27 protein-coding genes, 1 pseudogene and 2 riboswitches are annotated in these 25,283 nt (G+C 38.7%); of the genes and pseudogenes, 22 read left to right on the top strand and 6 right to left on the bottom strand.

Features of this window, described 5'->3' with window-relative positions; all coding sequences use genetic code 11:
• Position 1: 1 nt before the first annotated feature.
• Positions 2-286, bottom strand: a complete 285-nt coding sequence (locus CEQ83_RS15060) for a putative quinol monooxygenase (RefSeq protein ID WP_013057729.1) — start codon at positions 284-286, stop codon at positions 2-4.
• 204 nt (positions 287-490) lie between these two features.
• On the opposite strand from CEQ83_RS15060, the gene CEQ83_RS15055 reads away from it, so the two are divergent.
• Positions 491-805, top strand: coding sequence for an ArsR/SmtB family transcription factor (locus CEQ83_RS15055; RefSeq protein ID WP_013083811.1), 315 nt, complete (start codon positions 491-493; stop codon positions 803-805).
• 19 nt (positions 806-824) lie between these two features.
• On the opposite strand, the gene CEQ83_RS15050 is transcribed toward CEQ83_RS15055, so the two are convergent.
• A complete protein-coding gene (locus CEQ83_RS15050) occupies positions 825-1,160 on the bottom strand; it encodes a CHY zinc finger protein (RefSeq protein ID WP_028412761.1) in 336 nt (111 codons plus the stop codon).
• A gap of 177 nt (positions 1,161-1,337) precedes the next feature.
• Between CEQ83_RS15050 and CEQ83_RS15045 the strand changes: the two genes are divergently transcribed.
• The 16 genes from CEQ83_RS15045 to CEQ83_RS14970 all read left to right on the top strand — a co-directional run bounded on the left by CEQ83_RS15045 (position 1,338) and on the right by CEQ83_RS14970 (position 16,120).
• Entirely contained in the window at positions 1,338-2,405 is a 1,068-nt protein-coding gene (locus tag CEQ83_RS15045) for an undecaprenyldiphospho-muramoylpentapeptide beta-N-acetylglucosaminyltransferase (RefSeq protein ID WP_028412762.1), read from the top strand.
• Positions 2,406-2,564: 159 nt separating this feature from the next.
• Positions 2,565-2,707, top strand: a riboswitch (cyclic di-AMP (ydaO/yuaA leader).
• A 72-nt stretch (positions 2,708-2,779) separates the two neighbouring features.
• A complete protein-coding gene (locus CEQ83_RS15040; protein WP_014459426.1) occupies positions 2,780-2,917 on the top strand; it encodes a hypothetical protein in 138 nt (45 codons plus the stop codon).
• Positions 2,918-2,932: 15 nt separating this feature from the next.
• Positions 2,933-3,073, top strand: a riboswitch (cyclic di-AMP (ydaO/yuaA leader).
• A gap of 297 nt (positions 3,074-3,370) precedes the next feature.
• Complete coding sequence (gene kdpF, locus CEQ83_RS27820) at positions 3,371-3,451, top strand: K(+)-transporting ATPase subunit F (protein ID WP_099000324.1); 81 nt, start codon at positions 3,371-3,373, stop codon at positions 3,449-3,451.
• A gap of 24 nt (positions 3,452-3,475) precedes the next feature.
• Entirely contained in the window at positions 3,476-5,137 is a 1,662-nt protein-coding gene (gene kdpA, locus CEQ83_RS15030; RefSeq protein ID WP_167387334.1) for a potassium-transporting ATPase subunit KdpA, read from the top strand.
• A gap of 21 nt (positions 5,138-5,158) precedes the next feature.
• Positions 5,159-7,234: a potassium-transporting ATPase subunit KdpB gene (gene kdpB, locus CEQ83_RS15025; RefSeq protein ID WP_099000322.1), complete on the top strand. Its 2,076-nt coding sequence runs from the start codon at positions 5,159-5,161 to the stop codon at positions 7,232-7,234.
• 13 nt (positions 7,235-7,247) lie between these two features.
• On the top strand, positions 7,248-7,814 hold the full coding sequence (gene kdpC / locus CEQ83_RS15020; protein WP_028412765.1) for a potassium-transporting ATPase subunit KdpC: 567 nt from the start codon (positions 7,248-7,250) through the stop codon (positions 7,812-7,814).
• A gap of 53 nt (positions 7,815-7,867) precedes the next feature.
• Positions 7,868-9,016: a KdpD-like non-kinase potassium sensor gene (gene kdpDN, locus CEQ83_RS15015; RefSeq protein ID WP_099000321.1), complete on the top strand. Its 1,149-nt coding sequence runs from the start codon at positions 7,868-7,870 to the stop codon at positions 9,014-9,016.
• Positions 9,017-9,045: 29 nt separating this feature from the next.
• The gene (locus CEQ83_RS15010) at positions 9,046-9,480 is read left to right on the top strand and encodes a CBS domain-containing protein (protein WP_098113293.1); all 435 of its coding nucleotides are present in this window, start codon (positions 9,046-9,048) and stop codon (positions 9,478-9,480) included.
• Positions 9,481-9,734: 254 nt separating this feature from the next.
• On the top strand, positions 9,735-10,289 hold the full coding sequence (gene lepB, locus CEQ83_RS15005) for a signal peptidase I (RefSeq protein WP_028412768.1): 555 nt from the start codon (positions 9,735-9,737) through the stop codon (positions 10,287-10,289).
• 82 nt (positions 10,290-10,371) lie between these two features.
• Positions 10,372-11,475 carry an oxidoreductase gene (locus CEQ83_RS15000; protein WP_223546159.1) on the top strand — a complete coding sequence of 368 codons (1,104 nt, stop codon included), beginning with the start codon at positions 10,372-10,374 and terminating at the stop codon, positions 11,473-11,475.
• Positions 11,476-11,724: 249 nt separating this feature from the next.
• On the top strand, positions 11,725-12,612 hold the full coding sequence (locus CEQ83_RS14995) for a sulfite exporter TauE/SafE family protein (RefSeq protein WP_028412770.1): 888 nt from the start codon (positions 11,725-11,727) through the stop codon (positions 12,610-12,612).
• A gap of 461 nt (positions 12,613-13,073) precedes the next feature.
• Entirely contained in the window at positions 13,074-13,535 is a 462-nt protein-coding gene (locus tag CEQ83_RS14990) for a hypothetical protein (protein WP_013083806.1), read from the top strand.
• Between the two features lie 115 nt (positions 13,536-13,650).
• The gene (locus CEQ83_RS14985) at positions 13,651-14,109 is read left to right on the top strand and encodes a hypothetical protein (protein ID WP_028412771.1); all 459 of its coding nucleotides are present in this window, start codon (positions 13,651-13,653) and stop codon (positions 14,107-14,109) included.
• On the top strand, positions 14,109-14,429 hold the full coding sequence (locus CEQ83_RS14980; protein ID WP_028412772.1) for a hypothetical protein: 321 nt from the start codon (positions 14,109-14,111) through the stop codon (positions 14,427-14,429). Before CEQ83_RS14985 ends, CEQ83_RS14980 begins: the two co-directional genes overlap by 1 nt.
• A complete protein-coding gene (locus CEQ83_RS14975) occupies positions 14,429-15,688 on the top strand; it encodes a glutathionylspermidine synthase family protein (protein ID WP_098113294.1) in 1,260 nt (419 codons plus the stop codon). Before CEQ83_RS14980 ends, CEQ83_RS14975 begins: the two co-directional genes overlap by 1 nt.
• A gap of 15 nt (positions 15,689-15,703) precedes the next feature.
• The gene (locus tag CEQ83_RS14970; protein WP_034327662.1) at positions 15,704-16,120 is read left to right on the top strand and encodes a DUF350 domain-containing protein; all 417 of its coding nucleotides are present in this window, start codon (positions 15,704-15,706) and stop codon (positions 16,118-16,120) included.
• A gap of 18 nt (positions 16,121-16,138) precedes the next feature.
• Here CEQ83_RS14970 and CEQ83_RS27100 read toward each other — a convergent pair whose 3' ends face one another.
• Positions 16,139-16,285 carry a hypothetical protein gene (locus tag CEQ83_RS27100; RefSeq protein ID WP_165351762.1) on the bottom strand — a complete coding sequence of 49 codons (147 nt, stop codon included), beginning with the start codon at positions 16,283-16,285 and terminating at the stop codon, positions 16,139-16,141.
• 189 nt (positions 16,286-16,474) lie between these two features.
• On the opposite strand from CEQ83_RS27100, the gene CEQ83_RS14965 reads away from it, so the two are divergent.
• Positions 16,475-16,900, top strand: coding sequence for a DUF6843 domain-containing protein (locus tag CEQ83_RS14965; protein WP_033580617.1), 426 nt, complete (start codon positions 16,475-16,477; stop codon positions 16,898-16,900).
• Between the two features lie 41 nt (positions 16,901-16,941).
• Here CEQ83_RS14965 and CEQ83_RS14960 read toward each other — a convergent pair whose 3' ends face one another.
• Complete coding sequence (locus tag CEQ83_RS14960) at positions 16,942-17,394, bottom strand: hypothetical protein (protein ID WP_028412776.1); 453 nt, start codon at positions 17,392-17,394, stop codon at positions 16,942-16,944.
• Between the two features lie 172 nt (positions 17,395-17,566).
• On the opposite strand from CEQ83_RS14960, the gene CEQ83_RS14955 reads away from it, so the two are divergent.
• Both CEQ83_RS14955 and CEQ83_RS14950 read left to right on the top strand, forming a co-directional pair.
• Positions 17,567-18,904 carry a sodium-dependent transporter gene (locus CEQ83_RS14955; protein WP_028412777.1) on the top strand — a complete coding sequence of 446 codons (1,338 nt, stop codon included), beginning with the start codon at positions 17,567-17,569 and terminating at the stop codon, positions 18,902-18,904.
• Positions 18,905-19,208: 304 nt separating this feature from the next.
• Entirely contained in the window at positions 19,209-19,610 is a 402-nt protein-coding gene (locus CEQ83_RS14950; RefSeq protein ID WP_224980258.1) for a hypothetical protein, read from the top strand.
• A 217-nt stretch (positions 19,611-19,827) separates the two neighbouring features.
• Here the strand turns inward: CEQ83_RS14950 and CEQ83_RS14945 are convergent.
• Positions 19,828-21,352: pseudogene (locus tag CEQ83_RS14945) on the bottom strand (catalase); the annotation flags it as partial.
• Positions 21,353-21,805: 453 nt separating this feature from the next.
• Here CEQ83_RS14945 and CEQ83_RS14940 point away from each other — a divergent pair.
• Together CEQ83_RS14940 and CEQ83_RS14935 are read left to right on the top strand one after the other, a co-directional pair.
• Complete coding sequence (locus CEQ83_RS14940) at positions 21,806-22,981, top strand: C40 family peptidase (protein ID WP_028412780.1); 1,176 nt, start codon at positions 21,806-21,808, stop codon at positions 22,979-22,981.
• Positions 22,982-23,105: 124 nt separating this feature from the next.
• Positions 23,106-23,420, top strand: coding sequence for an MTH1187 family thiamine-binding protein (locus tag CEQ83_RS14935; RefSeq protein ID WP_013057706.1), 315 nt, complete (start codon positions 23,106-23,108; stop codon positions 23,418-23,420).
• A 64-nt stretch (positions 23,421-23,484) separates the two neighbouring features.
• Here CEQ83_RS14935 and CEQ83_RS14930 read toward each other — a convergent pair whose 3' ends face one another.
• Positions 23,485-25,068 (bottom strand): PucR family transcriptional regulator, encoded by a 1,584-nt coding sequence (locus CEQ83_RS14930; protein WP_028412781.1) that lies wholly within the window; start codon positions 25,066-25,068, stop codon positions 23,485-23,487.
• Between the last annotated feature and the right edge of the window lie 215 nt (positions 25,069-25,283).

Here is a 25,283-nt window from a genome sequence, read left to right as displayed (position 1 = left end):
TTTAGCCTTGTAATGTTTTTACATCTAAAGGTGCTACAAGTACGCCAGTTTGAGCAAATGCTACAAAACTTTGGAAATGAGCTGATTTATTGTGTGCTTGAATTGCTTCTTCGCTTTTCCACTCTTCAATCATCATAAATGTGTTAGGTGTAAAAGCATCTTCAAATAGTTGATAGTTGCTGTTTCCTTCTTCTTGTAAAGAATGCTTAATTAGTTCTTGTACGTTTTCTAAAAATTCTTCTCTTTTTGCTGGGTTAACTTTCATTGAAGCTTGTAAATGAATCATGGATGATTCCTCCTTTAATAATGATGGTGCTTTATATTATTTGTTTTGTTTTTAATCTTTCATTCAATTTACGATTAAAATGAAGATAAGTTCGAATATCATCGAACAATGAAACTATAACACCGATTAAATAACAGTGCAAGGAATTTAGTTCGAAAGTTATCGAACATTGATACACAAAAGAAGCTGTGTTATATTTTAAGCATGAGAAAACCTTATCAACCACCGAAATCTGAAATTAAATTAACGCCTATTTTACATGCGTTGAGTGATCCTAACCGGCTGCGAATTGTACAGTGTTTAGCGACAAGAAAGGAGCAGACCTGTTCGTATTATCAAAAATTAAATGTATCAAAATCAACGCTATCACATCATATTAAAGTACTTCGCGAAGCTGGAATTATCAAACTACGTATAGAAGGTACGCAGCACTATTATTCCTTGCGTTTAGAAGAACTTGAGGAACTGTTCCCAGGTCTGCTTCCTTCCATTATCAATATAGATGAGCAATTATTTTAAAAGCTGAACGATATTTTGTTCAGCTTTTTTGTTCAAAATAAATGTGTCCATGCAGGCTGCATCCGGGATTAAAAGAAGAACGACAGTGAGGGCAAGTCGAGTTACAGGTTAAATATTCATTAATTGAGAGCTCATGTTTACATACTCCGCAAAGAATAGCTTTTTCATTAAACATAGATGTTGGCCATCTTTTAATGTCGTGATCCGCATGTGCGTTATGACATTGATAGCATGGATAATATGTATGACAGCAATAAAATTTTATTGCGATAATATCTTTATCCGTATGATAGTGCGTACAGCGCGTTTCGGAATCCACTGTGTCACCTTTTACTGCAGGTACAGATTTGTTCATTATCATCACTCCTTATGAAAAGTATAGCATGCTTTTATACGCCTTATCATACATATGTAAAAAGAAAAATGCTATAATAAAACCATCGTTTTACATGTCAGATTGCATGCTAAAAAGATTAGATAAAAATTGATGTCAAAACAGATCGATTAAGTGATGCAAAGAGAGGAAGAAAAAATGAGTAAGCAAGTTATCGTTTTTACCGGAGGCGGAACAGCGGGGCACGTAACGCCAAACATTGCCATCATGAAAGAATTAGACAGTGAAAAATGGGATATCCATTATGTCGGTTCTCACAATGGTATTGAGAAAGAATTAATTACAAAATTAAACGTTCCATATCATGCGATTTCAAGCGGGAAGCTGCGTCGATATGTAGATATGGAAAATGTAAAAGATGTATTTCGAGTAGCAAAAGGGGTTGGCGATGCACGTCGCGTGCTGAAAAAACTAAAGCCTTCTCTTGTTTTTTCAAAAGGCGGTTTCGTCACAGTTCCTGTGGTAATGGCTGCTAAATCTTTAAACATTCCCGTGTTCATTCATGAAAGTGATTTAACACCGGGACTGGCAAATAAAATTGCGCAGAAATTTGCCACTAAAATTTTTACTTCTTTTGATGAAGCCGCAAACTACTTTCCAAAAGAAAAAGTGCAGGTTGTTGGTTCACCTATTCGAAAAGAGCTATTTAGCGGAAGCGCAGCGAACGGGGAAAGCTGGCTACGCTTTTATGATAAGCGCCCCATTTTAACGATTATGGGCGGAAGTTTAGGAGCACGCCGTATTAATGAAATCGTTCGAGAGTCTTTGCCTGAACTGCAAAAGAAATTCCAAATTGTACACCTTTGCGGAAAAGGCAATATTGATACAAGCCTTGAAAAAGAGTCAGGATACCGTCAGTTAGAATACGTAAACGAACAGCTTCCTGATGTTCTAGCGGCAACTGATTATGTGATTACACGCGGTGGATCCAATGCCATTTTTGAGTTTTTAGCTCTTCATAAACCGATGATGATTATTCCTTTATCAAAAGCACAGAGTCGCGGAGATCAAATTTTAAATGCACAATCTTTTAAGAAAAAAGGCTACTGTATGGTTGTAGAAGAAGAACAGTTAACAAAAGAATTGTTTTTACGTGAAGTAAGTGAGCTTCAGCAGCAGGCAAGTACAATGAAGCGTACAATGCGTGAAGCAACAAAAACGGATGCTATTTCAATTCTTGTAAATGAAATTGAGAAAATGAGCTAAAAAAAGCGTTCTTATCTCCTCGATAAGAACGCTTTTTTTCTTCTGGAATTATTATTTTAAAATAATGAATAAATATAGAAAAATAAAGCTTTTAAAATTTCAAAAAATGTTGTTGACAGTAAATTTTAACAGGAGTAAGATTACTCTCATGAAACGTTCCACTGTGAAACGCTGAGTCTTTTCTGAAAGAGAAGGAAAGAGCGGAGGACCCAATTATCAGGGGTGAATCTCTTAATTGAGTAGGGTTACTTTCTTGACCCGAACCCGTCAGCTAACTTCGTAAGCGTTAAGAGAGAGGATGGTGTAATCGTGGTCGTTTTCTATAACAGCGGATAGTACGCTCCTTTCAAAATATAGGTGAAAGGAGCGTCAGGATGCATTTATCTAAGCAAATGATTCAAATGATTGAATATCGGGCAATGTGCGACCAGCAATCTTTTGATCTAGCAAACCGCTATTTGTCTACGTTAGCTAATCAAAGTTTTAAACGCAGCAGTAAAAGTCATCATTAAGTCTAAAAATTAAATAACAAATATACGCTTAATCAATTATGAGCGGGGGACCCAATATTTTGTACGTATGTACTAGGGGTGAATCTCTTAACTGAGTAGGGTTACTTCCATAACCCGAATCCGACAGCTAACTCCGTAAGCGTTTTGGGAGTAAAAAATTCGTGTCAATCACGGCTTATTTGTCGTGCATTAAACCGCGGAAGAGAACTCTCTTCTGCGGTTTTTTAGTGGAAAAAAATAGCATCACGTCTCGCGGTTAGCTTTTTTGGACGTGATGCTTTATGAAAAGAAACCGTCACTAAACTTAGAAGCTATCATTTTTGTCAGGAAACAGTTAGGAGGAAGCAACTTGGATATGATGATGCTTGGAACGCTTGCCTTATTAGCGACTGCTATGTACGGAATTATTCGCTGGTCGTCTCATGTAGTAGACGACAGAGAGGAGAAGTGAACATGTCGTTCATTTTGTCAGGTATTTCAGTTCTCGTTTTAATTTATTTAGTATATGTACTGTTAAATCCAGAACAATTTTAATAAGCGGAGGAATAAAAAGTGGGGATTTTTCTACTATCAGTTGCGCTGCTGCTTGTTTTTGTAGCGCTTATTGCAAAGCCCGTAGGTATTTATATAGCGAATGTGTTTTCAAACGATAAAAACACTAGCTTGATAGGAAAGATAGAAACGGTGATGTTTAAAGCAGCAGGAATTAAAGGGCTTAATCAGACGTGGAAGCAATATGCATTTGCTCTTGTTTTGGCGAATACGTTTATGATTTTTGTGGTGTACCTTATCTTCCGGTTTCAAGGGGTACTGCCGTTTAACCCAAGCCACATCAAAGGAATGGATCCGGCACTTGCTTTTAACACGGCCATTAGTTTTATGACAAATACGAACTTGCAGCACTACAGCGGCGAATCAGGATTGTCCTATTTCTCGCAGATGGCCGCCATTGTATTTATGATGTTTGCTGCACCAGCAACGGCACTTGCAGTAGCAATCGCTTTTATTCGTGGGCTGGCAGGGAAAGAAATGGGAAACTTTTTTGTTGATTTTGTAAAGTCAATTACGCGTATTTTACTTCCTATCGCTTTTATAACAGGCATTTTATTTATGTTTTTAGGTGTCCCTCAAACGTTAAGCGGAACGGTTACTGCCCATACAATAGAAGGGGCAACACAGCAAATAGCAAGGGGACCAGTTGCTTCTTTTCTTTCAATTAAAGAGCTAGGAAACAACGGAGGGGGATTTTTTGGTGTCAATTCAGCTCATCCATTTGAAAATCCTAACGCGTTGAGCAATGTATTACAAATCGTCCTTATGCTTTTATTGCCAACAGCACTTCCTTTCACATACGGAAAAATGATCGGAAAGCGTAAGCAAGGCCGCATTTTGTTTGTAGCGATGAGTATGCTGTTTATCGTTATTTTAAGCACAGCGTTCGTAACAGAGTGGGGTGGCAATCCAAGACTTGATGCTTTTCATTTGAACGAAGCGAACGGTTATATGGAAGGGAAAGAAGTCCGTTTTGGTGTCGGCATGTCGACGCTTTACGCCATCGTGACGACAGCAAGTGAAACAGGTGCAGTCAACACCATGCACGATACTCTTACGCCTCTTACCGGGTTGTTAACGCTTGGAAATATGATGTTAAATACCGTATTCGGCGGTGTCGGAGCAGGATTTATGAATGTCATGATGTACGTCATTATCGCCGTATTTTTATCAGGTTTAATGGTTGGAAGAACACCAGAATACGTAGGTAAAAAAATTGAAGGAAAAGAAATGAAGCTAATCGCCGTGACGCTTATTTTGCAACCGCTGCTAATTTTAGGAGGAACAGCTGTAGCACTTACCACTCATTTAGGAATAGAAGGTATATCAAATCCAGGCTTTCACGGGTTAAGTCAGGCACTGTATGAATTTACGTCGTCAGCAGCAAACAATGGATCCGGCTTTGAAGGACTCGGTGATGCAACGCCGTTTTGGAACATTTCAACGGGAATCGTTATGTATATTGGACGCTACTTCGGACTAATTACGATGCTGGCGGTATCGAGCTCACTAGCATCCAAACAGCTTGTTCCCGAAACACCTGGGACATTTAAAACAGATACGTCTTTATTTAGCGGCATTTTAATTGGAACTACCGTTATTGTAGGAGCACTTACGTTTTTCCCAGTGCTTGTGCTTGGGCCGGTTGCTGAGTATTTAACACTGTAATCAAGAAAGCGGAGGATCATAATGAATAAACGGAATTTTGCAAATAATATTGAATTGGATCGCAACAGTCATATTCAAGGTTCTGTGGATACACAAGCTTCATCGATTTTTATTCAATCAGTAAAGCAGGCTTTTATCAAGCTCAGCCCAAGAACGATGATAAAAAACCCTATCATGTTCGTAGTAGAAATCGGGTTTATAATTACGCTTTTTTTAGCCGTTGTTCCGGACCTTTTCGGAGAAAGTACAGTAAGCACAGGATTTAATGTTGCCGTATCTCTCGTGTTATTTTTTACCATTGTTTTTGCTAATTTTGCAGAAGCATTAGCAGAAGGTCGAGGAAAAGCACAGGCAAACTCATTAAAGAAATCTAAAGGCGATATTACAGCTAATCAGCTTCAAAACGGGCAAATGATACAAGTTTCGGCATCGCAACTAAAAAAAGGAGATATCGTCGTCGTTTCACAAGGCGAAATGATTCCTGGAGATGGAGAAATTATTAAAGGACTGGCGTCTGTTGATGAATCGGCTATTACGGGTGAATCGGCACCTGTTATGAAAGAAGCAGGCGGGGATTTTAACTCTGTAACTGGAGGTACAAGAGTTGTCAGCGATGAAATTACAATTAAAATTACGTGTGAGCAAGGTGAATCGTTTTTAGATAAAATGATTTCGCTTGTTGAAGGAGCAGAGCGTCAAAAAACGCCAAATGAAATTGCGCTAAACACGGTTTTGACAAGTTTGACGATTATTTTTTTACTAGTTGTTGTGACGCTTCCTGTCTTTACAAACTATTTACATTTTCAACTCGACACGGCTATTTTAATTTCACTGCTCGTCTGCCTTATTCCTACGACGATTGGAGGATTATTATCGGCCATTGGAATTGCTGGAATGGATCGAGTCACGCAGTTTAACGTGATTGCTATGTCAGGAAAAGCAGTAGAAGCAGCTGGTGACATCAATACAATTATTTTAGATAAAACCGGCACCATTACGTTTGGAAACCGAATGGCTCATCAGTTAACGACTGTAGAAGGCGTAGACGAACGTGAACTGTACAAATGGGCGTTTGTTTCTTCTCTTTACGACGAAACACCAGAAGGACGCTCGGTGGTTGATTTTATCCAAACTCGCATGGGAGTAGAAGACCTTAGAAAAACGCAGGGAACGTTTGTAGAATTCAAAGCTGAAACGCGAATGAGCGGCATTGACTTACAGAATGTATCTGTACGAAAAGGAGCAGTGGACGCCGTCACGGCATGGGTAGAGTCAAATGGCGGGAAGGTTCCCTCTGATTTACAGCAAAAAGCGAACGAAATTGCAGGAGCTGGTGGCACGCCGCTTGCCGTCGCCGCCGATGATAAAATTTATGGCTTGATTTATTTAAAAGACACGGTAAAACCAGGAATGAAAGAACGCTTTGATGAACTTCGTAAAATGGGCATTAAAACAGTCATGTGCACAGGAGATAATCCGCTAACCGCAGCAACTATTGCAAAAGAAGCTGGAGTAGATGAATTTATTGCGGAATGCAAGCCAGAAGACAAGATTCAAGTGATTAAATACGAACAGCAGCAAGGCAAGCTAGTTGCGATGACAGGTGACGGAACAAACGATGCCCCTGCACTTGCTCAAGCTGACGTTGGTTTAGCAATGAACAGCGGAACCTCAGCTGCTAAAGAAGCAGCAAATATGGTGGACTTGGATTCGGATCCCACTAAAATCATTGAAGTCGTTTCAATCGGAAAACAGCTATTAATGACAAGGGGTGCCTTAACTACATTCAGCATCGCAAACGATATTGCTAAGTATTTCGCGATTATTCCAGCGATGTTTACCTTGGCGATTCCGCAAATGGAGGCTCTTAACGTAATGAAGCTGAATTCACCTCTATCTGCTGTATTGTCAGCGCTTATTTTTAATGCGGTCATTATCCCGCTGTTAATTCCCTTAGCCATGAAGGGAATTGCCTATAAGCCGATGAGTTCTAACGCACTGCTGCGAAAAAATTTGTTCATTTACGGATTAGGTGGGGTATTAGTTCCATTCATTGGGATTAAAGCGATTGACTTATTACTTTCATTTGTGATGTAGAGGAGAAGAAACGATGATACAAACAGAACGAACGGGAAGCATTATTGTTCGCTTAACGATTATGATGATGATACTTTGTGGTCTTATTTATCCTGTTGTGATGACAGGTATTGCTCAAACAGCTGTTCCAAGTAAAGCAAACGGCAGCCTAATCTATTCAAACAATCATCAAGTTATCGGTTCTAAGCTGATTGGGCAGCAGTTTACAAGCAATGCATTTTTTCACGGCAGAGTTTCTAGTATTGATTATAACGGGGCAGGGTCTGGCTCGTTGAATTTAGCACCTTCAAATAAAGACCTTACGAATCGTATCGAGAAATCCGTAGCGGCGTGGAAAAAAGAAAACGAGGTACCAAAAGAAGGGATTCCGATTGATGCCGTCACGAATTCGGCTTCTGGACTCGATCCGGATATTACGCCACAAGCTGCATATGCACAAGTAGAGCGCGTGGCAAAAGCAGCCCATATTAAAACCCAGACGCTAAAAGAGTTAATCAAAGAACATACTCAGCAAGGGGCTTTTGGTGAAAAACGAGTAAATGTAGTAGAGCTAAATTTAGCTGTTCAACGAGAACGCTAATTACACGCACTCGCTTCATGCACTGAAGCGAGTGTGATAAAGGAGCACGAACAATGAAAGAAAAAGAAGCTCATCCATACTTTCGAAGAAAAACTCCGGAAGAACTATTGCGTGAACTTCATGATCAGAAGCGCGGAAAGCTTAAACTCTACATCGGTGCCGCACCGGGAGTAGGGAAGACTTATAAAATGCTTCAAGATGCGCATGACTTAGTCAAAGAAGGCGTAGATGTCGTAGTTGGATATGTAGAAACACACGGCAGGAATGAGACTAAGGCGATGATTGGAAATCTAGAAGTAATCCAAAGAGAAACCGTTTTTTATAAAGGAAAAGAATTACAAGAACTTGATTTACTGGCGATTGTAAGAAGGCGGCCAAAAGTTGTCCTTATCGATGAACTCGCTCATACAAATGTACCGACAAGCCGCCATAAAAAACGTTTTGAAGATGTTTCTTACCTGCTCAACCAAGGTATTTCAGTTATGTCAGCAATGAACATTCAGCATATGGAAAGCGTACATGACCTCGTATATGCTGTTACCCAAGTAAAAGTTCGTGAAACGGTGCCAGATTTATTTATTCAGCAAGCAGATGAAATTCAACTTGTCGACGTTACACCGGAACAGCTGCAAAAGCGTCTTCGTGAAGGCAAAATATACGAAGTCCATAAAATTGAACAAAGCCTGCAGTCTTTTTTTAAGCTCGCAAATCTCCATGCCCTTCGTGAATTAACGCTCAGAGAAATAGCGGATGAAGTGGACGGTAAGCTCATTCATTCCCATGAAATTGGTGTAACAGGTATTTGCGAACGCATTTTAGTGTGCATTCAATACAGTGAAACAGCTGAAAAATTGATTCGAAGAGGCTGGAGAATGGCGAACCGATTGAAAGCAGATTTGCTGCTGCTCCATGTTTTTAAAGGCGATCAGACTGAGAGGGAGAAAACACAAATCAAACAGTGGCAGGCATTCGCTGACCGTTTCCACGCATCGCTAATTGTTGAAGAAGCTAAAAAGCAAAAACCAGCTGCAGTGATTGTGAACGTAGCCAAGCAGTATCGCGTTACTCAAATCTTACTAGGGCAATCAGCGAGGACAAGATGGGAAGAGATTCGAAAAGGCTCTATTGTGAATACAATTATGCGACAGACTCATAACATCGATATTCATATTGTTTCAGATTCAGCAAAACAACAAAAATAAAATGCATATATAACAAAAGGAGAATATGAGTGAATATTGCGTTCTTTTTACTTCCTAAAAAAGAAGTGGTTACCCTATCGACACGGTCAACAATCCGTCAAGCATTGGAGAAAATGGAGTATCATCGCTACTCTTCTGTGCCGCTTATTAATCAAAAAGGAGAATATGTAGGGACTTTGACAGAAGGAGACTTGTTATGGAAGCTAAAAAGCTTAGAACATATAGAACTCCATGAGTTAGAACACCTACGAATTGAGGAGGTTCCAAGACATCGCGATTACGAAGCTATCACCATTAACGACGAAATGGAAAGTATTTTGTCACGCGCGTCTGAACAAAATTTTGTGCCAGTTGTAGATGATCAAAACATTTTTATTGGACTCGTGCGGCGAAGAGAGATTATAGAGTATTGTATCTCCCAACTTTTTATACATGGAGAAACGCCTTTAAATGTGAAGATTTAGTTAAGTTTGCGTAAAAAACATAATTTTTACATAAAAGGTAGTCTTTTTTTATATAATTAATGTTATAATAAGAGATGTAAAGACGAAACTTGCGTAATGTAAGCCTCTAACATTTGTTAGAGGTTCTTTTTTTACATAACATAAAACATTTGATTTCAGTTCTTTCTATGGTTAAGTTAGAATAAGTGTTAAAGTAAGAGGTTTCTTGCTTTTTTACATAAGAAAAGTGAGCTGTACAAAGGAGACAAAGCATATTGACTACGGAAAAAACAAAAAGCGATCAATTACGCAGCATATTCAAAACTATTATCTTCGCTATCGCTCTAGTATTTATGATTCGCGCATTTTTATTTTCTCCGTATATTGTAGAAGGCGCTTCAATGAACCCAACGCTGCATAACGGAGAGCGGTTGTTCGTGAATAAACTGTCGTATTCGCTCCATGATATTCGCCGCGGAGATATTGTGATTATTAAAGATGAGGCTAAGAATAAGCATTATGTAAAAAGAGTAATCGGTCTGCCAGGTGAAAAAATCGAAATGAAAAAAGATCAGCTTTATATTGATGATAAAAAAGTAAGTGAACCTTATTTAAAAACGAATCGTCAAATTGCCAACAACATGGATATGGAGCTTACGGGAGATTTTGAACCCGTACAAATACCTAAAAACGAAGTATTTGTAATGGGTGACAACCGTCTGTACAGTATGGATAGCCGCAACGGTCTAGGTCTTATTGATGAAAAACGAATTGTCGGAAAAAGCGAATTTGTATTTTATCCGGTCAAAAAAATAAGAAAAACAACGTAAAAAGAAATGCCGATAAAGGTATTTCTTTTTTTATGCCTATGTCTACTCCGCTTATAGATGGGCAAGCTAAGGGAAAAAAGGTGTGAATCAATTGAAGACGGCCTATGAAAAGTTATTTAAACATTTTAAATTTGTTGATGCTCTTGAGATGAAAAACCGATTAGCAATGGGACCTATACTCACATACGCTTCACGAGAAAACGGGGAAATATCCGATATCGATCTGACTTTTTACGAAAAACGAGTAGGGGGCGTCAGTACGGTAATTATCGGCCCCGCGTTTATCACAGAAAATGGCCAAGTAGCACATGGTCAAATCGGAATTCATCGTGATCAGGTCATACGAAAGCTTCATCAACTAACCCAAATGATTCATAGAAGAGGAGCTAAAGCGATTCTTCAACTATCGCACGGGGGAAGAAAGTGCGTAGAAATGGAAAGTAAGTGGCAAGCAATTAGCCCTAGTGAAAAGCCTCACAAACGTAAAGGAAAAAAGCCTGTTCAAATGACCGAGCGCGATATAACTTATATTGTTCAAGCGTTTGGCGAAGCTACCACAAGAGCTATGGAAGCAGGGTTTGATGGAGTGGAAATTGACGGAGGAAATGAATGTTTACTGCAGCAGTTTACGTCAAGGCAAGCCAATGAACGAAGTGATTCTTATGGAGGAAGCGCAGAAAACCGCTTCACTTTTGCACTTGAAGTTATTCGTGAAGTGACGCGTCGAGCAGCACATGCGGGCAAACCATTTATTGTGGGATATACATTAGCGCCCAAAGAAAAAGGCTATTTAGGAAATAAAGTGGAAGATACATTTGAGTGGATTGATCGTCTTGTTCATACAGAAATTGATTATTTACATATCAGTGCTTTGCATGAACCTACCTCAAAAAGGGAAGAAAATCATTCACTGCTTTCTTCGATCATTAAGCACGTCAATTACCGGGTCCCTCTTGTGGGTACAGGAGGACTTACGGCAACGGAAGTCGCAGAAGCTTTTGAGCAAGGTCTGGCTTTAATTACGATTGAACAAGCGTTAGTTGTACAGCCAGATTGGGTAGAAAAAGTGATAAATAGCGATGAGCCTACTTCTATGGATGTGACGTCATTAGATAAAGATGTGAGTTTACCACCTGAAGTGCTAGCTCACTGGCAAGACATGCATAAAAATGACCGCCCTTATTAAGTGAGCGGTCGTTTTTATGTTGTTGACTTAACAAGAAGAATTTTATTTTACTGATACTATAACCAAGCAGCATACATAGACTAAAAGAAAAACTAAAAACACAGTTGACTTCTAGGAATAGTTAGGATTACAATATAAACAACTTATTTATAAAACGGACAGCTGATCGGACATACCGAAGGCTTCTAGCAAACAACTGTTGGAGGCCTTTTTGTGCTCTCTAACAGAAGATTAAAGTGGAGGGACAACATGAAAAAGTTAATTACGTTTGCACTTATTGGCTTTTTAGCTCAGTTAATTGACGGATCACTTGGAATGGCGTACGGGGTGACATCAACTACCCTACTTTTAACGTTTGGAATTGCACCAGCTGTGGCTTCGGCATCTGTTCACTTGGCAGAAGTTGTAACAACAGCAGCGTCTGGTGTTTCACATATTAAATTTGGCAACGTAGATAAATCGATGGTTTTAAAACTGATTATTCCTGGTTCCATCGGGGCTTTTGTAGGAGCCTGCTTTCTAAGTAATTTACCTGGAGATGCAGTAAGACCTTACGTTTCAACATTCTTATTGCTCCTAGGAGTTTATGTGTTATTTCGCTTTTTATTTACGTTGAAAACAAACGAAGAAAAGAGCACCAAACCTTTATCGACGAAGCAGTCCATTCCGTTAGGATTAATTGCTGGATTTGCTGATGCTACAGGAGGAGGCGGCTGGGGGCCGATTGCAACGCCTGTATTGCTAGCTAAAAAAGGCACAACAGCACGGAAAGTCGTTGGAACCGTTGATACAAGTGAATTTGCTATTGCCGTCTCGGCTACACTTGGCTTTTTAATTTCTCTTGGCTGGGAGCAGGTAAACTGGTTCTGGGTAGGCGCTCTTATGATTGGCGGAATTATCGCGGCTCCGATTGCTGCATGGTTTGTTCGTATTATCCCGGCTCACTTGCTTGGTTCGCTTGTTGGTGGGTTTATCATTTTAACAAATGCTCGAACACTCTTAAATACATGGGTATCAAGCAGCTCAACGCAGATAGCTGTATACGCATTTATCCTTATTGTATGGGCAGCAGCAATCGTTTACTCATTTTTACAAGGGAAAAAATATAATCAAAATCGAAACGTAGAAGTTTCGTAATAAAAGGATGGAATAAAAATAGCTTAGTTAAAGAAAGATCTGAACGTGTTTGATTCTGTATAGAGAATCAAATGTGTTCAGATTTTTTTATGGTTAGAGTGAAGGCAGTTTCATGTATGTAGTGGCCTCTAGCTGTTGGCCGGAGGGCAAGGCGAGGACTTACGCGTAAAAAGCGGAACATGTGAGACACGGCAAAAGTGGTCGCCCTCGGAAAACGAAGCCTTGCACGGAAGTCAACAACGGTGTAACAAGGGAGCATACTAGCGTATTTATCTCATGCTCGTCTTTAGATTGGGATGATTTTGTTATGTCTCAATCTCTTTTAGTATCTGAATACCGTAAAATAGACGAGCGTAGATATTTTTTTTGCGTCTTATGATACAATAGACGAGTTCATTCATGAGTGGGAATACTTTCTAACACATATAAAATTCATTGAATCGTCGAGGTGTGAAGAGTAAGTGGTCTATTTTATTTTAGTATTAGTAGCAGCTATCGAAGTAATTGTCTTGTTGATTAATCGACCTGTATTTGCAAACATTCCGTATGTGCAAGTATATATTGTTCCTTTGTTAATAGTAATTGTCATAACGATGTTACTTTCGCGAAATCCAAAGAGGTTTATGCGGTGGTTTAAACAAGGGCTTATTACGATTTCAGTCGTTGTACTTGTATTCGTACCGGTTCTCTATGCCAAAAATCTCCCGCTGTATGGTTATAATGAAGCAAAAAAAATGCTTGCGCAAAGAGAACAGCTCTTGCTAAGTCAGTTCCAAAAAGGAAAATACGTATATCCAGCAAAAGACAGCCCTAAAAAATACAGGTATCTATTCAAAGTTAATCGTGGAAACGGCATGCTTGAATATGTATTCGACCCATACACAGGCGGTTATGAAGTTGTGACAGATGTGATAAAAAAATAAAGGTTTAGCTTATTTAAAGCTAAGCCTTTTAATATGAGAAAAATTGAAACTTTTTGAAAATCTGTGCGTATTTATTAAAGAACGTTCACAAAAAAGTCACAAAAGGAGTTGCACAATGGCAAAGTTAGAATACCGACTGCTAAAGCCTGACGATACGTTTGTATCTATTTATCACTATCAGTCTATTGAACTTGAACAAATTTTAGCAAGAAGAGAATGCGAATTTTTTGTTAAAGAAGGAGTAACGTATAAACAAACTTCATCTGCAGTCGAAGATGATATCCATATTGTTTATGTAAAAGAACATGAAAATGGACCGAAAGAGCAAGCAGAAGATGATCACAGAGAGATTACGTTAGAAGTCCGCGAATTAAATTCTCTTCGAGGACATCCAGTTTTATTCGTCTCTTCATTTTATACGCATTTGGACGTATTAAGCTATATCGGAACAGTTTATACATACTATAATGGATGGGAATGGGAAAGAGACTCTGCGGAAATTGATGAAGATCGCAGCGTATACAGTTTATATGTAACAAAAACAGGCGTAACGTATGAAAGGGGAAAGGCGTAATGTCCAAAACAAAAAAAATGATGGCGGGGGTTTTGACCACTGCTTTAATGACATCGCTCGTTGCCTGTGGTTCAACTGATCAGGCAAGACCGGCTAAACCGAAAGATAAATCGTGCGACAAGTGGAAATGGGATGAAGATACGAAAACGTACTACTGTTCAGATTCTTCTTCTTCGCACAGCGGTTCATATTATCACGGAGGGCGCTACTACGGGTCTAAAAAACAGCTGACCTCATCGTCGTCCTATAAGTCATTTAAATCAAGCAGCTCGTATAAATCTGGAATTGGGAGCGGCTCTAAAGGCGGTTTTGGCGGGTAATGCATAAAGAAAAGCGAGAAATGTTTTATAAAGAAATTCAAGATTTTTGGTACGACTTATATGGAACAGAGTATGCTCTTTATGACGTACATATGGAGTCTTCTCACATCATTCATTCTATTAAAGAAGCAGCAAATCAAATCGGGGAACTATTTTTTAAAACGGCACCTTTACTTCGTTCATTAGATGATCAGACGCTTCTTTCTTTAGGATTTCCAAAAGCCAGTTTACCGTACCTGCGACTGAAAACGATGGAAACAGAAAGTGTTATTTCACGCCTTGATTTTGCTGTTACGGCTGATCAAATCAAGCTTTTAGAACTAAATGCGGATACGCCTACATTCATCAAAGAATTATTTCATGTAAATGAGTTAGTCTGTCGGCATTTTCAGGTTCAAAACCCTAATAAGCTTGAAGAAAAAAAGCTTGCTTTAGCATTAAAACACGCCATTTTTGAAGCTTATAACGAGCTCGATAGAACGAACTATCCAAACGTCGTTTTTTCTTCTCATGATACACATGAAGAAGATAAGCTAACCACTCTTTATTTAATGAAGCTAGCCCGTGTAGATGCTACATACGTTCCGTTATCGCAGCTTCGAATTGTCCCTGCCTCTACAGTTGAAGAAGGTGAACATATAGAAGCGGGCGTGTATGATCAACATGGACAAAAAATAGACGTACTCTATCGCCAAACTTATCCGTTTGAACATTTAATTGAAGATGAAGATCCGAGTACGCATGAAAAAGTCGGACACATGCTTTTAACATTGGCACAGCAAAAACAAGTAGCCATAATCAATCCGCCTTCTGCATTTTTACTGCAGTCTAAAGCCGTGCAAGCACTCATTTGGGCTTTGTATGAACAACATCATCCTTTCTTCACTAAAGAAGAGCATCACATTATTGAAACATACTTTTTACCAACGTATTTAGAAGAAGATCCATTTATTGAAAGAAAACAAGCATTTGTGAAGAAACCATCGTTTGGTCGTGAGGGAGATACCGTTGAAATTTATAATGAAGACGGAATCAAAATAGACGAAGATCAGCATAAGACATATCAAGAATACACGGCTGTATATCAACAGTTTATTCCTTTGCCAACTGCAAAAATGAAGACGCAAACGAAAACAGTAGAGGCTCATATCATGTACGGGTGCTTTTTATTAAATGGAAAAGCAAGTGCAGTAGGAATTCGAGCTGGAAATCAAATTACAGATAACGAATCGTATTATTTGCCGATTGGATTAAAATGAAAAGGGGAACTAAAAATGACACAATGGATTGATTGGGCTAGTATAGGGAGTTTTTTATCTCACGTAGCGGTAGGATTAGTGCTATTATTTATCGGAGTAATCGTATTTGAATTAACAACAAAATTTAATGATCGTGAACTCATAAAAAAAGGAAATGTCGCAGTCGCTTTGAAGTTATGGGGAAAAGGAATTGGGCTTGCTATTGTCATTTTCACTGTGTGGAGCAACAGCTTAAATTTGGTAGATGCAACTCTTTGGGGAGTAGTAGGTATCATTACTCAAGTAGTGACATATTGGATTATTGAATTTATTATGACGCCTAAAACGAGCCTAGCCAAAAAAGTAGAAGAAGGAAATGTAGCGGTTGGAGTAACTCTTTTTGCAGCATCGATAGCCGTTGGCCTTATTGTCGCTGGAAGCTTAACATATTAAAAGGAGGCGATTCCTGTTTTACGGGGAATCGCTTTTTTTATGTCCAGATTGCTCGTGTTCACTTAGTAATAATATACGTGTATTTTCACGGTCGGCACGAACAATTTTTTGCTGTGTGTAAAGCGGAATGACAAAGAGCAAAATAAATAAAAAAACATAGCTCATTTTTGTTATCCTCCCATATAAATTGTAAACGCCTGCTAATAGTGTGTGACAAACAATACGTAAATATAGCATATTTGACTGGATAAACTGGGAAAAATTGAGGGGTGCAAAAAGAATATAATCTTACCTTCAACAAAAACTAAAAGCAGTATAGAGACACGTCTTTTATTAAGAAAGGAGTTGGGAAAAGTGAAAAGGTGGCTCATTTTGTTTTTATTGATCGTAATCGCATCTGGATGTGGACGTCCAGATGAAACGTCTCAACCGAGCATTTTCCTTATACCAGAAGGGTACAAAGGATGGGTTATGGTCGAATATGATAAAGATAACGGAAATCCTAGCAAGACAGAAGGAGACTACACTGTATTTAAAGTAAACGAGCAGGGAGTCGGGAAAACCAAAACGCTTTTAAGCGGCGGCGGCTGGGCAAGAAATAAATATTTCTATGTAAATAAAAATGGAGAGCGAAAGCAATTGAAGCAAGGGAAGATGATTCATGGCACGACTCAAGGTAACAAAAATCATACGGTAACCTACTTTTTCGTCGGCACCGCAAAAGAGTTCGACAAGGCCGGGGACTATCGAAGAAAACTTACCGAAGAAAGTTCTTCGTAAAAAAGAAACGCTGCCTCTTTGGCAACGTTTCTTTTCTATCTTCATTTGAATGTGCAAAAGACGGTGTCTTTTAAACGTTGAATTTCGTTTAGTGCTTCTTCCTGCTTATGAATTACCCAATCTGGCAATGAGTGTTCAACCGACAGCTCGTCGAAACAAGCCCCGCATGTTTTAACTTCAATATAAGATTCAATATATTGAAGGTGATCTAAGTTATAAGCCCAAAGTCGACGTTCAGGGCAGATTGTTTCCAAGTAAAGCGGAAGCTGAAAAAAAGGATCTACTGCTTCAGAAAGTTCTAACGGTCCTTGGCCCTCAGCGCTGATGACGTCTAGATAACCACAGTGAGGACACGTGCATGAGTGCGTTGACCCGCTCAATTTTTTATCCAGTTTTACAACTCGCGCACATAGTTCGCAGTTTGGACATTTTACTAAGATAAAGTCAAGGAACTTATCTAAAAATTGCTGCTGTATTACTTGTTGATTTGTCATTTTTTGTACCTCTAACTGTCAAACTTTTTTTAGTTACGAAAATAAATCATGAAACCTACATATTATTCATAACACATGATGGGGGTTAAAACAACAAAAACCCTTTTCGACAGCAGGGTTGTGTGATATAGTATGACAAATCAGAATAAATAAAGAAAAATGGTGAGAAAACATGAGTCAAAACGAACAATGGACATCAAAACTCGGCTTTATCTTGGCATCCGCCGGTTCAGCAATTGGAATCGGAGCCATTTGGAAACTTCCTTATGTAGCCGGAACAAGCGGAGGAGGGGCCTTTTTTTTACTGTTTATCTTGTTTACAGCAATTATTGGTTTGCCGCTTTTGCTTGCTGAATTTGTACTAGGTAGACATACACAAAAAGAAGCAATTCGTGCTTATGATGCAGTTGCTCCCGGTTCTCTTTGGAAAGGAATCGGGTATTTAGGCGTGATTACATGCTTCATTTTATTATCTTTCTATAGTGTAGTAGGAGGATGGATTTTACAATATATTTTTGCAAGCGTCACGGGTCAGCTCAATGGAGTAAGTGACTACGGGAGTTTATTTAACTCGACCATTGCTAATCCAACAAATGCTGTTATCTCTCAATTTGTTTTTCTTCTTTTAACAATTGTTGTAGTAGCAAGAGGTATTCAAAATGGTATTGAAAAAGCAAACAAAATTTTAATGCCTGCTCTCTTTATTTTATTTATTATTATTATTATTCGTTCTTTAACATTAGACGGAGCGATGGAAGGCGTATCTTTCTTTTTGTATCCAGATTTTTCAAAGCTTACCTCCCAAACCATTTTGTTTGCAATGGGACAAGCATTCTTTTCGCTTAGCGTAGGCGTTTCGGTTATGGTTACGTACAGTTCGTATCTGTCCAAACAGCAAAACTTGCCAAAATCGGCTATTTCAATTTCAGCGTTAAATATTTTGATTTCTTTACTAGCAGGTTTGGCAATTTTCCCTGCAGTCTTTTCAATGGGCGTAAAGCCGACGGAAGGACCAGGTCTTTTATTTATTGTATTGCCTTCTATTTTTGAACAGCTTCCGTTCGGAATTGTGTTTCAAACTTTCTTTTTGGCGCTGTTTTTATTTGCTACTTTAACATCTGCGTTTTCGATGTTAGAAATTATTGTTGCTTCATTAGCCAAAGGAGAGCAGCATAAGCGCATAAAGCTATCTTGGATTTCGGGCTTACTAATCTTTGTGGTAGGAATACCTTCAGCACTATCGTATGGTTTATTAAGTGACGTATCGATCTTTGGAAAAAGCATCTTTGACGCTTTTGATTTTCTTGTAAGTAATATCCTTATGCCTCTCGGTGCTCTTTTAATTGCCATCTTTGTTCCTTGGAAGATGAAAAAAGATGTGTTAATTGAAGAGTTTAAGCATGGTTCGACGAATGTGAAGCGCTGGTTCTCTTTATGGCTTCTTGCTATTCGATACATCGCACCTGTTTTAATTATCATTGTATTTATTAATATGCTAGGCTTTATCTAACGAAAAAACGCTGTTAAAACGCTTGGTTTTAACAGCGTTTTTTTTGGAGGAAAAGGAGGAGTATGATGCTGGATTTCTTGTACGATATGTTTGTAGGAGCAGGGGTATTTATTTTATTATTCGTTCTTTTGCTAGTAGCGAGAACGTCGGGGAAACGCAAGAAATAGGCGGGTATAATTCCCAGTGTAAAAACCCCAAAAAAGACTAACACCACAGAATTAAACTATGATAATATATTATCCTATGAGCATAACCAATGCTCACATATGTTGTGATGAAGCGTTTTTTAGAAAGAGGGATCATCTTGAGTGGAGAAGTTCTTGTCAAGATTTTATCTCAAGCGTATGAACAAAAAAAGACATTACCAATCGTCTCATTCTCGTCTTTTTTTGAACAAAAAAAGGTGGGCTTTCGTTTAAATAACGATGTGTCCGCTGATATCATCTACCATACGCTTACATGTATTCAGAGAAAAACGTGTGTCCAAGATGTGTTAGTGGAAGTACTAAAAGTTGATAGTCCAAACAATGACGGGGCATTTTCTGATTGTGTATATATTTTAGCAAATGGTACAAACCAGCAAGTGAAAGAATGGGTTCAACCCTTACATCCTAAAAGAGTTACACAAGGATATCAGCACGGGACACCCATTGATGCGCCACAGTTAAAAAATGACTACCACGTGTTTGCCGTTACTTGGTCATAAGCGTTTAACCCAAAAAACATCCTGCTGTCGCTGCAGGATGTTTTTTGTTAATAAGGATGGGCGTCTTTTCCTTTTTCATTAGCTTCTTCTACCGCATCAGCAGCTTTGTTGCTTCCTAACGGTGAACCGCCTTCTTTTGGCAATTTCCCATATGTAGGAGTCATTTCTGCTCCCATTTCAATTTCTAAAGAACCATCATCATGCATGAGAAGACCGATACCATTAGCTACTCGATTGCCGTAGTCAAAATCACATTGAGTTAAAAGCTCAATCATCTTTGTTTGAACGGTATGGTGACAGCACTTTAAACCGTCTACTAAGTTTTGAATAAGCTCATCACGTTCCCAGTCTTCTAATAAACGATAGCGTTCACCAGCTTGCTTAAAGTCATTTGTACGGTCAATTTTTTCTTTTTTTACATTCCCTTCAACATAAGGCTGATGAGGTTTTGGATGATCATGCGCTTCTTGAAGACCTCCAAGAGAAGATGGCTCATAATTCACATGCGGGTTCTGACCAGGAGCTGCATCTACATGATAGGCCATTTGACCATCTCGTTGATTTGTTGCTACATGTTTTTTCGGCGCGTTAATAGGCAGTTGCAAGTAGTTTGTTCCCACGCGGTGACGCTGCGTGTCGGAATAAGAAAACGTTCTTCCTTGCAGCATTTTATCATCAGAAAAATCTAGCCCATCCACAAGCACACCCGTACCAAATGCGACTTGCTCCGTTTCAGCAAATACGTTGCTTGGATTTTTATCTAGGACCATTTTACCTACTGGAAGAAATGGAAATTGGTCTTCCGGCCAAATTTTCGTGTCATCAAGCGGATCAAAATCCAGTTCAGGATGCTCTCCATCTTCCATGATTTGTATACAAAGTTCCCACTCGGGGTAGTTACCGCTCTCAATCGCTTCATACAAGTCTTGAGTGGCGTGACTGATATTTTTAGCTTGAATTTCTTCTGCTTGTTTTTGGGTCAAATTTTTAATTCCTTGTTTTGGTTCCCAATGGTATTTAACAAGAAAGGCATCGCCATCTTTGTTTACCCACTTATATGTATTAACACCGGAACCTTGCATTTGCCGATAGTTAGCAGGTATTCCCCAAGGTGAAAATAAAAAAGTAATCATATGCATAGCCTCAGGTGTATGAGAAATAAAATCAAAAATACGCTCGGTATCTTGACGGTTTGTCACAGGATCGGGCTTAAAAGCATGAATCAAATCAGGGAATTTAATAGCATCGCGAATAAAAAATATTTTAAGGTTATTTCCTACTAAGTCCCAGTTCCCGTCTTCTGTATAGAACTTTACAGCAAATCCCCTTGGGTCTCGCATCGTTTCTGGAGAGTCCTTTCCATGAGTTACGGTAGAAAATCTGACAAAAACGGGCGTCTGTTTGCCTGCTCCTGAAAAAATTTTTGCGCGGGTGTATTTTTCAACGGGCTCGTCCCCAAGTTTTCCGTACGTTTCAAAATATCCATGAGCTCCCGTTCCTCGGGCATGAACAACACGTTCCGGTATACGTTCACGATCAAAATGCGAAAGTTTTTCAATCAGCTGGTAATTTTCAAGAGTAGCAGGTCCTCTGTTGCCTACCGTTCGAGAATTTTGGTTATCACGAATGGGGTGACCTTGACGCGTCGTAAGCGTCTGCTCGTTCTCTCCGTTTGCATAGCGTTTGTCTTCCGAGTCACCTGATCCGCTAACATTTGTACCATGAATGCCTTTATGGCTCATAAAATAATCCTCCTTATTTAAAACATAACCAAGACTATTTTTTTCAGCACGCGCTTTTTTATTCATTAATATGGAAATAATATAAATTTTTAGAAGAAAAGCTGTTTTGCTGAAGAGGGGAACAAATCCACTAAACGAATAATTTTAAAAAAAGTTTCACATTTCAAAAAAAAATAAATTGTTTTTTTTGAAATATAAAGATAATGTTACGGGTGATTTTTTACCTATTATTAGTGTAGGAAAAGGAATAATATTGGAATATATTAGCTTTTTTGTCGAACTTATTAAGTGTTAAACGACAATAAACTACGACAATATACACCATACGGCTGCGCTACTGTCGTTTCCTGTAACATAAATGTAATATTAGTGATGTTATTTTGTAATAATGTGTTGTTACAATGTAAACGTCTTATAGATTAGTAGATTATGGCATTGGAGGAACCTTTTTTTATGAAAAAGTTGATATATTCGTTAGCGTTATGTGGATCTTTAACAGTAGTACCTACAATTAGTGAAGCTGCTTTAGGAGATGCTACGCTGCACCCAGGAACAAGTAATTCAGATGTGAAAGAATTACAGCAAAAATTAAAAAACAAAGGTTATTTTACATATGGTACAACAACAAACTATTACGGTTCAATCACGACTAGCGCAGTAAAATCGTTTCAGCGCGCAAATGGTTTATCAGCAGATGGTATTGCAGGTCAAGCTACATTTAATAAACTGCTAGGAAGCGGAAGCTCATCAAGTTCATCAGTTAGCTCAAGCTCATTGCTGCGCGTTGGTTCAACAGGACCAAACGTACAATCTTTACAGCAACAGCTAAAGAATAAAGGCTATTTTAAAGGAACTACAACTCAATACTTCGGTTCAATTACAAAGAATGCAGTAATGGCATTTCAACGTGCAAATGGACTGTCTGTGGATGGAATTGCGGGTCCAGCTACGTTAAGTAAATTAAAAAATGGGGGTTCTAGCGCTTCAACTGGCGGTTCTAGCTCTAGCAGCTCAACTATTTTACGTCAAGGTATGAAAGGTTCAGCAGTAAGCAGCCTTCAGCAAAAACTAAAAAATAAAGGTTACTTCTCAGCTGGTGTAACAGGATACTTTGGCTCAATTACAACAAGTGCAGTAAAATCATTTCAACGTGCAAATGGTTTATTAGTAGACGGAGAAGCGGGTCCGGATACGCTAAATAAATTAAACTCAAGCAGCTCAAGCAGCTCAAAACCTTCAACATCAACAGGAAGCAGCACAAGCTCAAGCTCAGCTTCAAAAGTTATTTCATACGGTAAACGTTTTATGGGAACACCTTATGTTTGGGGCGGAGCTGCGCCTGGAGGATTTGATTGCAGTGGTTACCTTAACTATGTATATCGCAATGCAGTAGGTGTAAGTCTTCCTCGTACAGTTGCTAGTATCTATCAAACTGGTACGCGTGTAAGTTCACCTCAGCCTGGAGATATCGTTTTCTTTGAAACGTACCAACCAGGAGCTAGCCATGCTGGAATTTATATCGGAAACGGTCAATTCATGCATGCAGGTTCTTCAACAGGCGTAACAATCACATCATTAAGCAACTCTTACTGGTCAAAACGTTACTTAGGAGCAAAGCGTTACCTATAAGAGTGTAACAAAAAGGAGTAGTTGCATAACTATTCCTTTTTTCTATGCACCGTAAACGTAAAAGTAGGAAATTTTTGTGTCGTTTGGTATGATAATTGGAGAATAAACAAAAGGAGTGTATAACATGGCTATTGTAGATGTAACCATTATTCCGGTAGGTACGGAAACGCCAAGCGTGAGTCAGTACGTAGCTGATATTCAAAAAGTGCTGGCCAAGCATGAAGATGAAATTACATATCAATTAACCCCTATGAATACATTGATTGAAGGGGAATTAAGCACGCTGCTAAAAATTGTTCAAGAGATGCATGAAGTACCTTTTGAAAATGGTATTCAGCGCGTGTGTACAAATTTACGAATTGATGATCGCCGTGATAAAGAAAATCATACGATGGCTGGGAAATTACAATCAGTACAGTCTAAATTAAAAGCGAAATAAATAATATGCACTACAATAAAAAACGCTTGAGTATCTACTCAGGCGTTTTTTATTGTAGTTATACTTAATTGGCATGCACAAGAGAAAAAATTTGAAAAGCTACGCGCAGCCGAAGGGTTTCCTCTGACGTGTGAATAGGTCTTTTTAGTAACTCTTCGCATTTTTCGATTCGATAGATTACCGTGTTCCGGTGAACGAATAACTGCTTAGCAGTCTCTGAGATTTGGCAATTGGAATTTAGATATGTTTCAAGCGTGTCAAGTAAGATGGAGCGATCTTTCTTATCGTACTGCAGCAAACCTTCTAATGTTTGAGAATAGTAATCCTGTAAATCGTTTGCTGGAAGCAACCTCAGCAGCTCTTTGAACTGTTTTGGCTGATAAAATTGAATAAGCTTTGACTGATCTTTAAAATGGATGGTTTCAAGAGCTTCAACAGCTTCTTTATATGAGTCAGCGATTGTAAGTAGGGATTGGCTTTGGTTTCCAATTCCAAATGACATTCGCTTATCATAGTGACGGTAAACAGCTTCCTGCAAGCGATGCAAGCATTCTATAATCATAGGTTGAGAATGAGGTGTAAACAAGAGAATGTAAAGATTGTCATAGAAAAACAAAACGGCCTCTGTAGGACCTGCTGATAACTCATATTGAAGGAGCTCATAGATCATATCATCATCGCTGTAAGGCGTGAATGTAGAATGAATTTTCCCAACGGCGCAAATATAGCTGTTTCCTGCTGATAAGCCCATCATCTGTGCTTGAAAGGAAGCATCCTCAGGCGTTTTATAATAATTGTTAACAAGCTGATTGAAAAAATCGTTTTTTCGTCGCCTTTCAGCTTCATACAAAGCCTGCTGTCTCATCATTTCGAAGGATAAAACGTTTGTCGCTTGTTCGATCGTTAGGAGCGCTGAATCGGATAAAGAAACTTGGTGTTCAATAAATAAATAACTGTACTTTCTCGTATGAGTAGCAATCGGAAAAAGCGTAACGGTTTTTTTTGTGTTCAAAAAGGAAAAGGTTGTATATTTTGACGTTCGTAAAAACAGCTGCTTAGCGCCCGCTACCGCTTCTTCCATTGGGAGCGAAAAAGGTTCGCGTTTGTTTGTGTAAAAGAGTTCATGGCCATGGGTATCAAAAAGGGCAACGTGAGCATTGCATAACGTTTGAATGGATTGCATAATTTTCTCAATGCCTTTTCCTTGTAAGATGTATGAGGAAAATAGCTGATGTGTGACCATCGCTTGCTGAAGCTCGGCTGTTTTTTTATCTAAAATAAAGCTGAGAGATTCATTAATAACCGCGCCTAACGTTTCGTCCGTTTGGAAATCAATGATTGGAAAGTGAAGTTCATCAGCTAGCTGACAAATAGAAACAGGCACGTGTTCGAAAAAACGCTTCGTTTTTATGGCCAATCCTGCACATTTCTTTTTAGCCATTCCTTCTACAAGTTTTGCTAAGCTTTCTTCATGTTCTTTGAAGTGATAACCCGTTGTAATTAAAAATTCTCCTTCTTTTAAAAAAGATAAAATATCGGGTGCGTCCATCATATTGACGTTATGTACTTTGCGGGTGACCCCTTTTTGTCCGGCTACTACAGATGCTTTCTCATAAATCGGAATGCGTAAAAGAGTTTGTAGTTCCATTATTCATTACTCCTTTTGTTAAAAATTCTCACATTTCCCTGCGCGTATTTTTATCTACCTTCTATTTTATAAGAAAGTTTAGTTAAAATAAATAAAATTTTCAGAAAAAAATGTATAAATTGTTAATGAAGAAGTTTATTTAATTCTGTAAGATAAAATAAATAACATATAACGTTAGAAAAAGTAACGTATATAAGACTTTGTGTATTTAGTGA

The organism is Priestia megaterium (assembly GCF_009497655.1).
In the GTDB taxonomy this organism is placed as follows: Bacteria; Bacillota; Bacilli; order Bacillales; family Bacillaceae_H; genus Priestia; species Priestia zanthoxyli.
The sequence above is the reverse complement of the archived record's forward strand: the minus strand, read 5'-3'. Positions and strand labels throughout refer to the sequence as shown.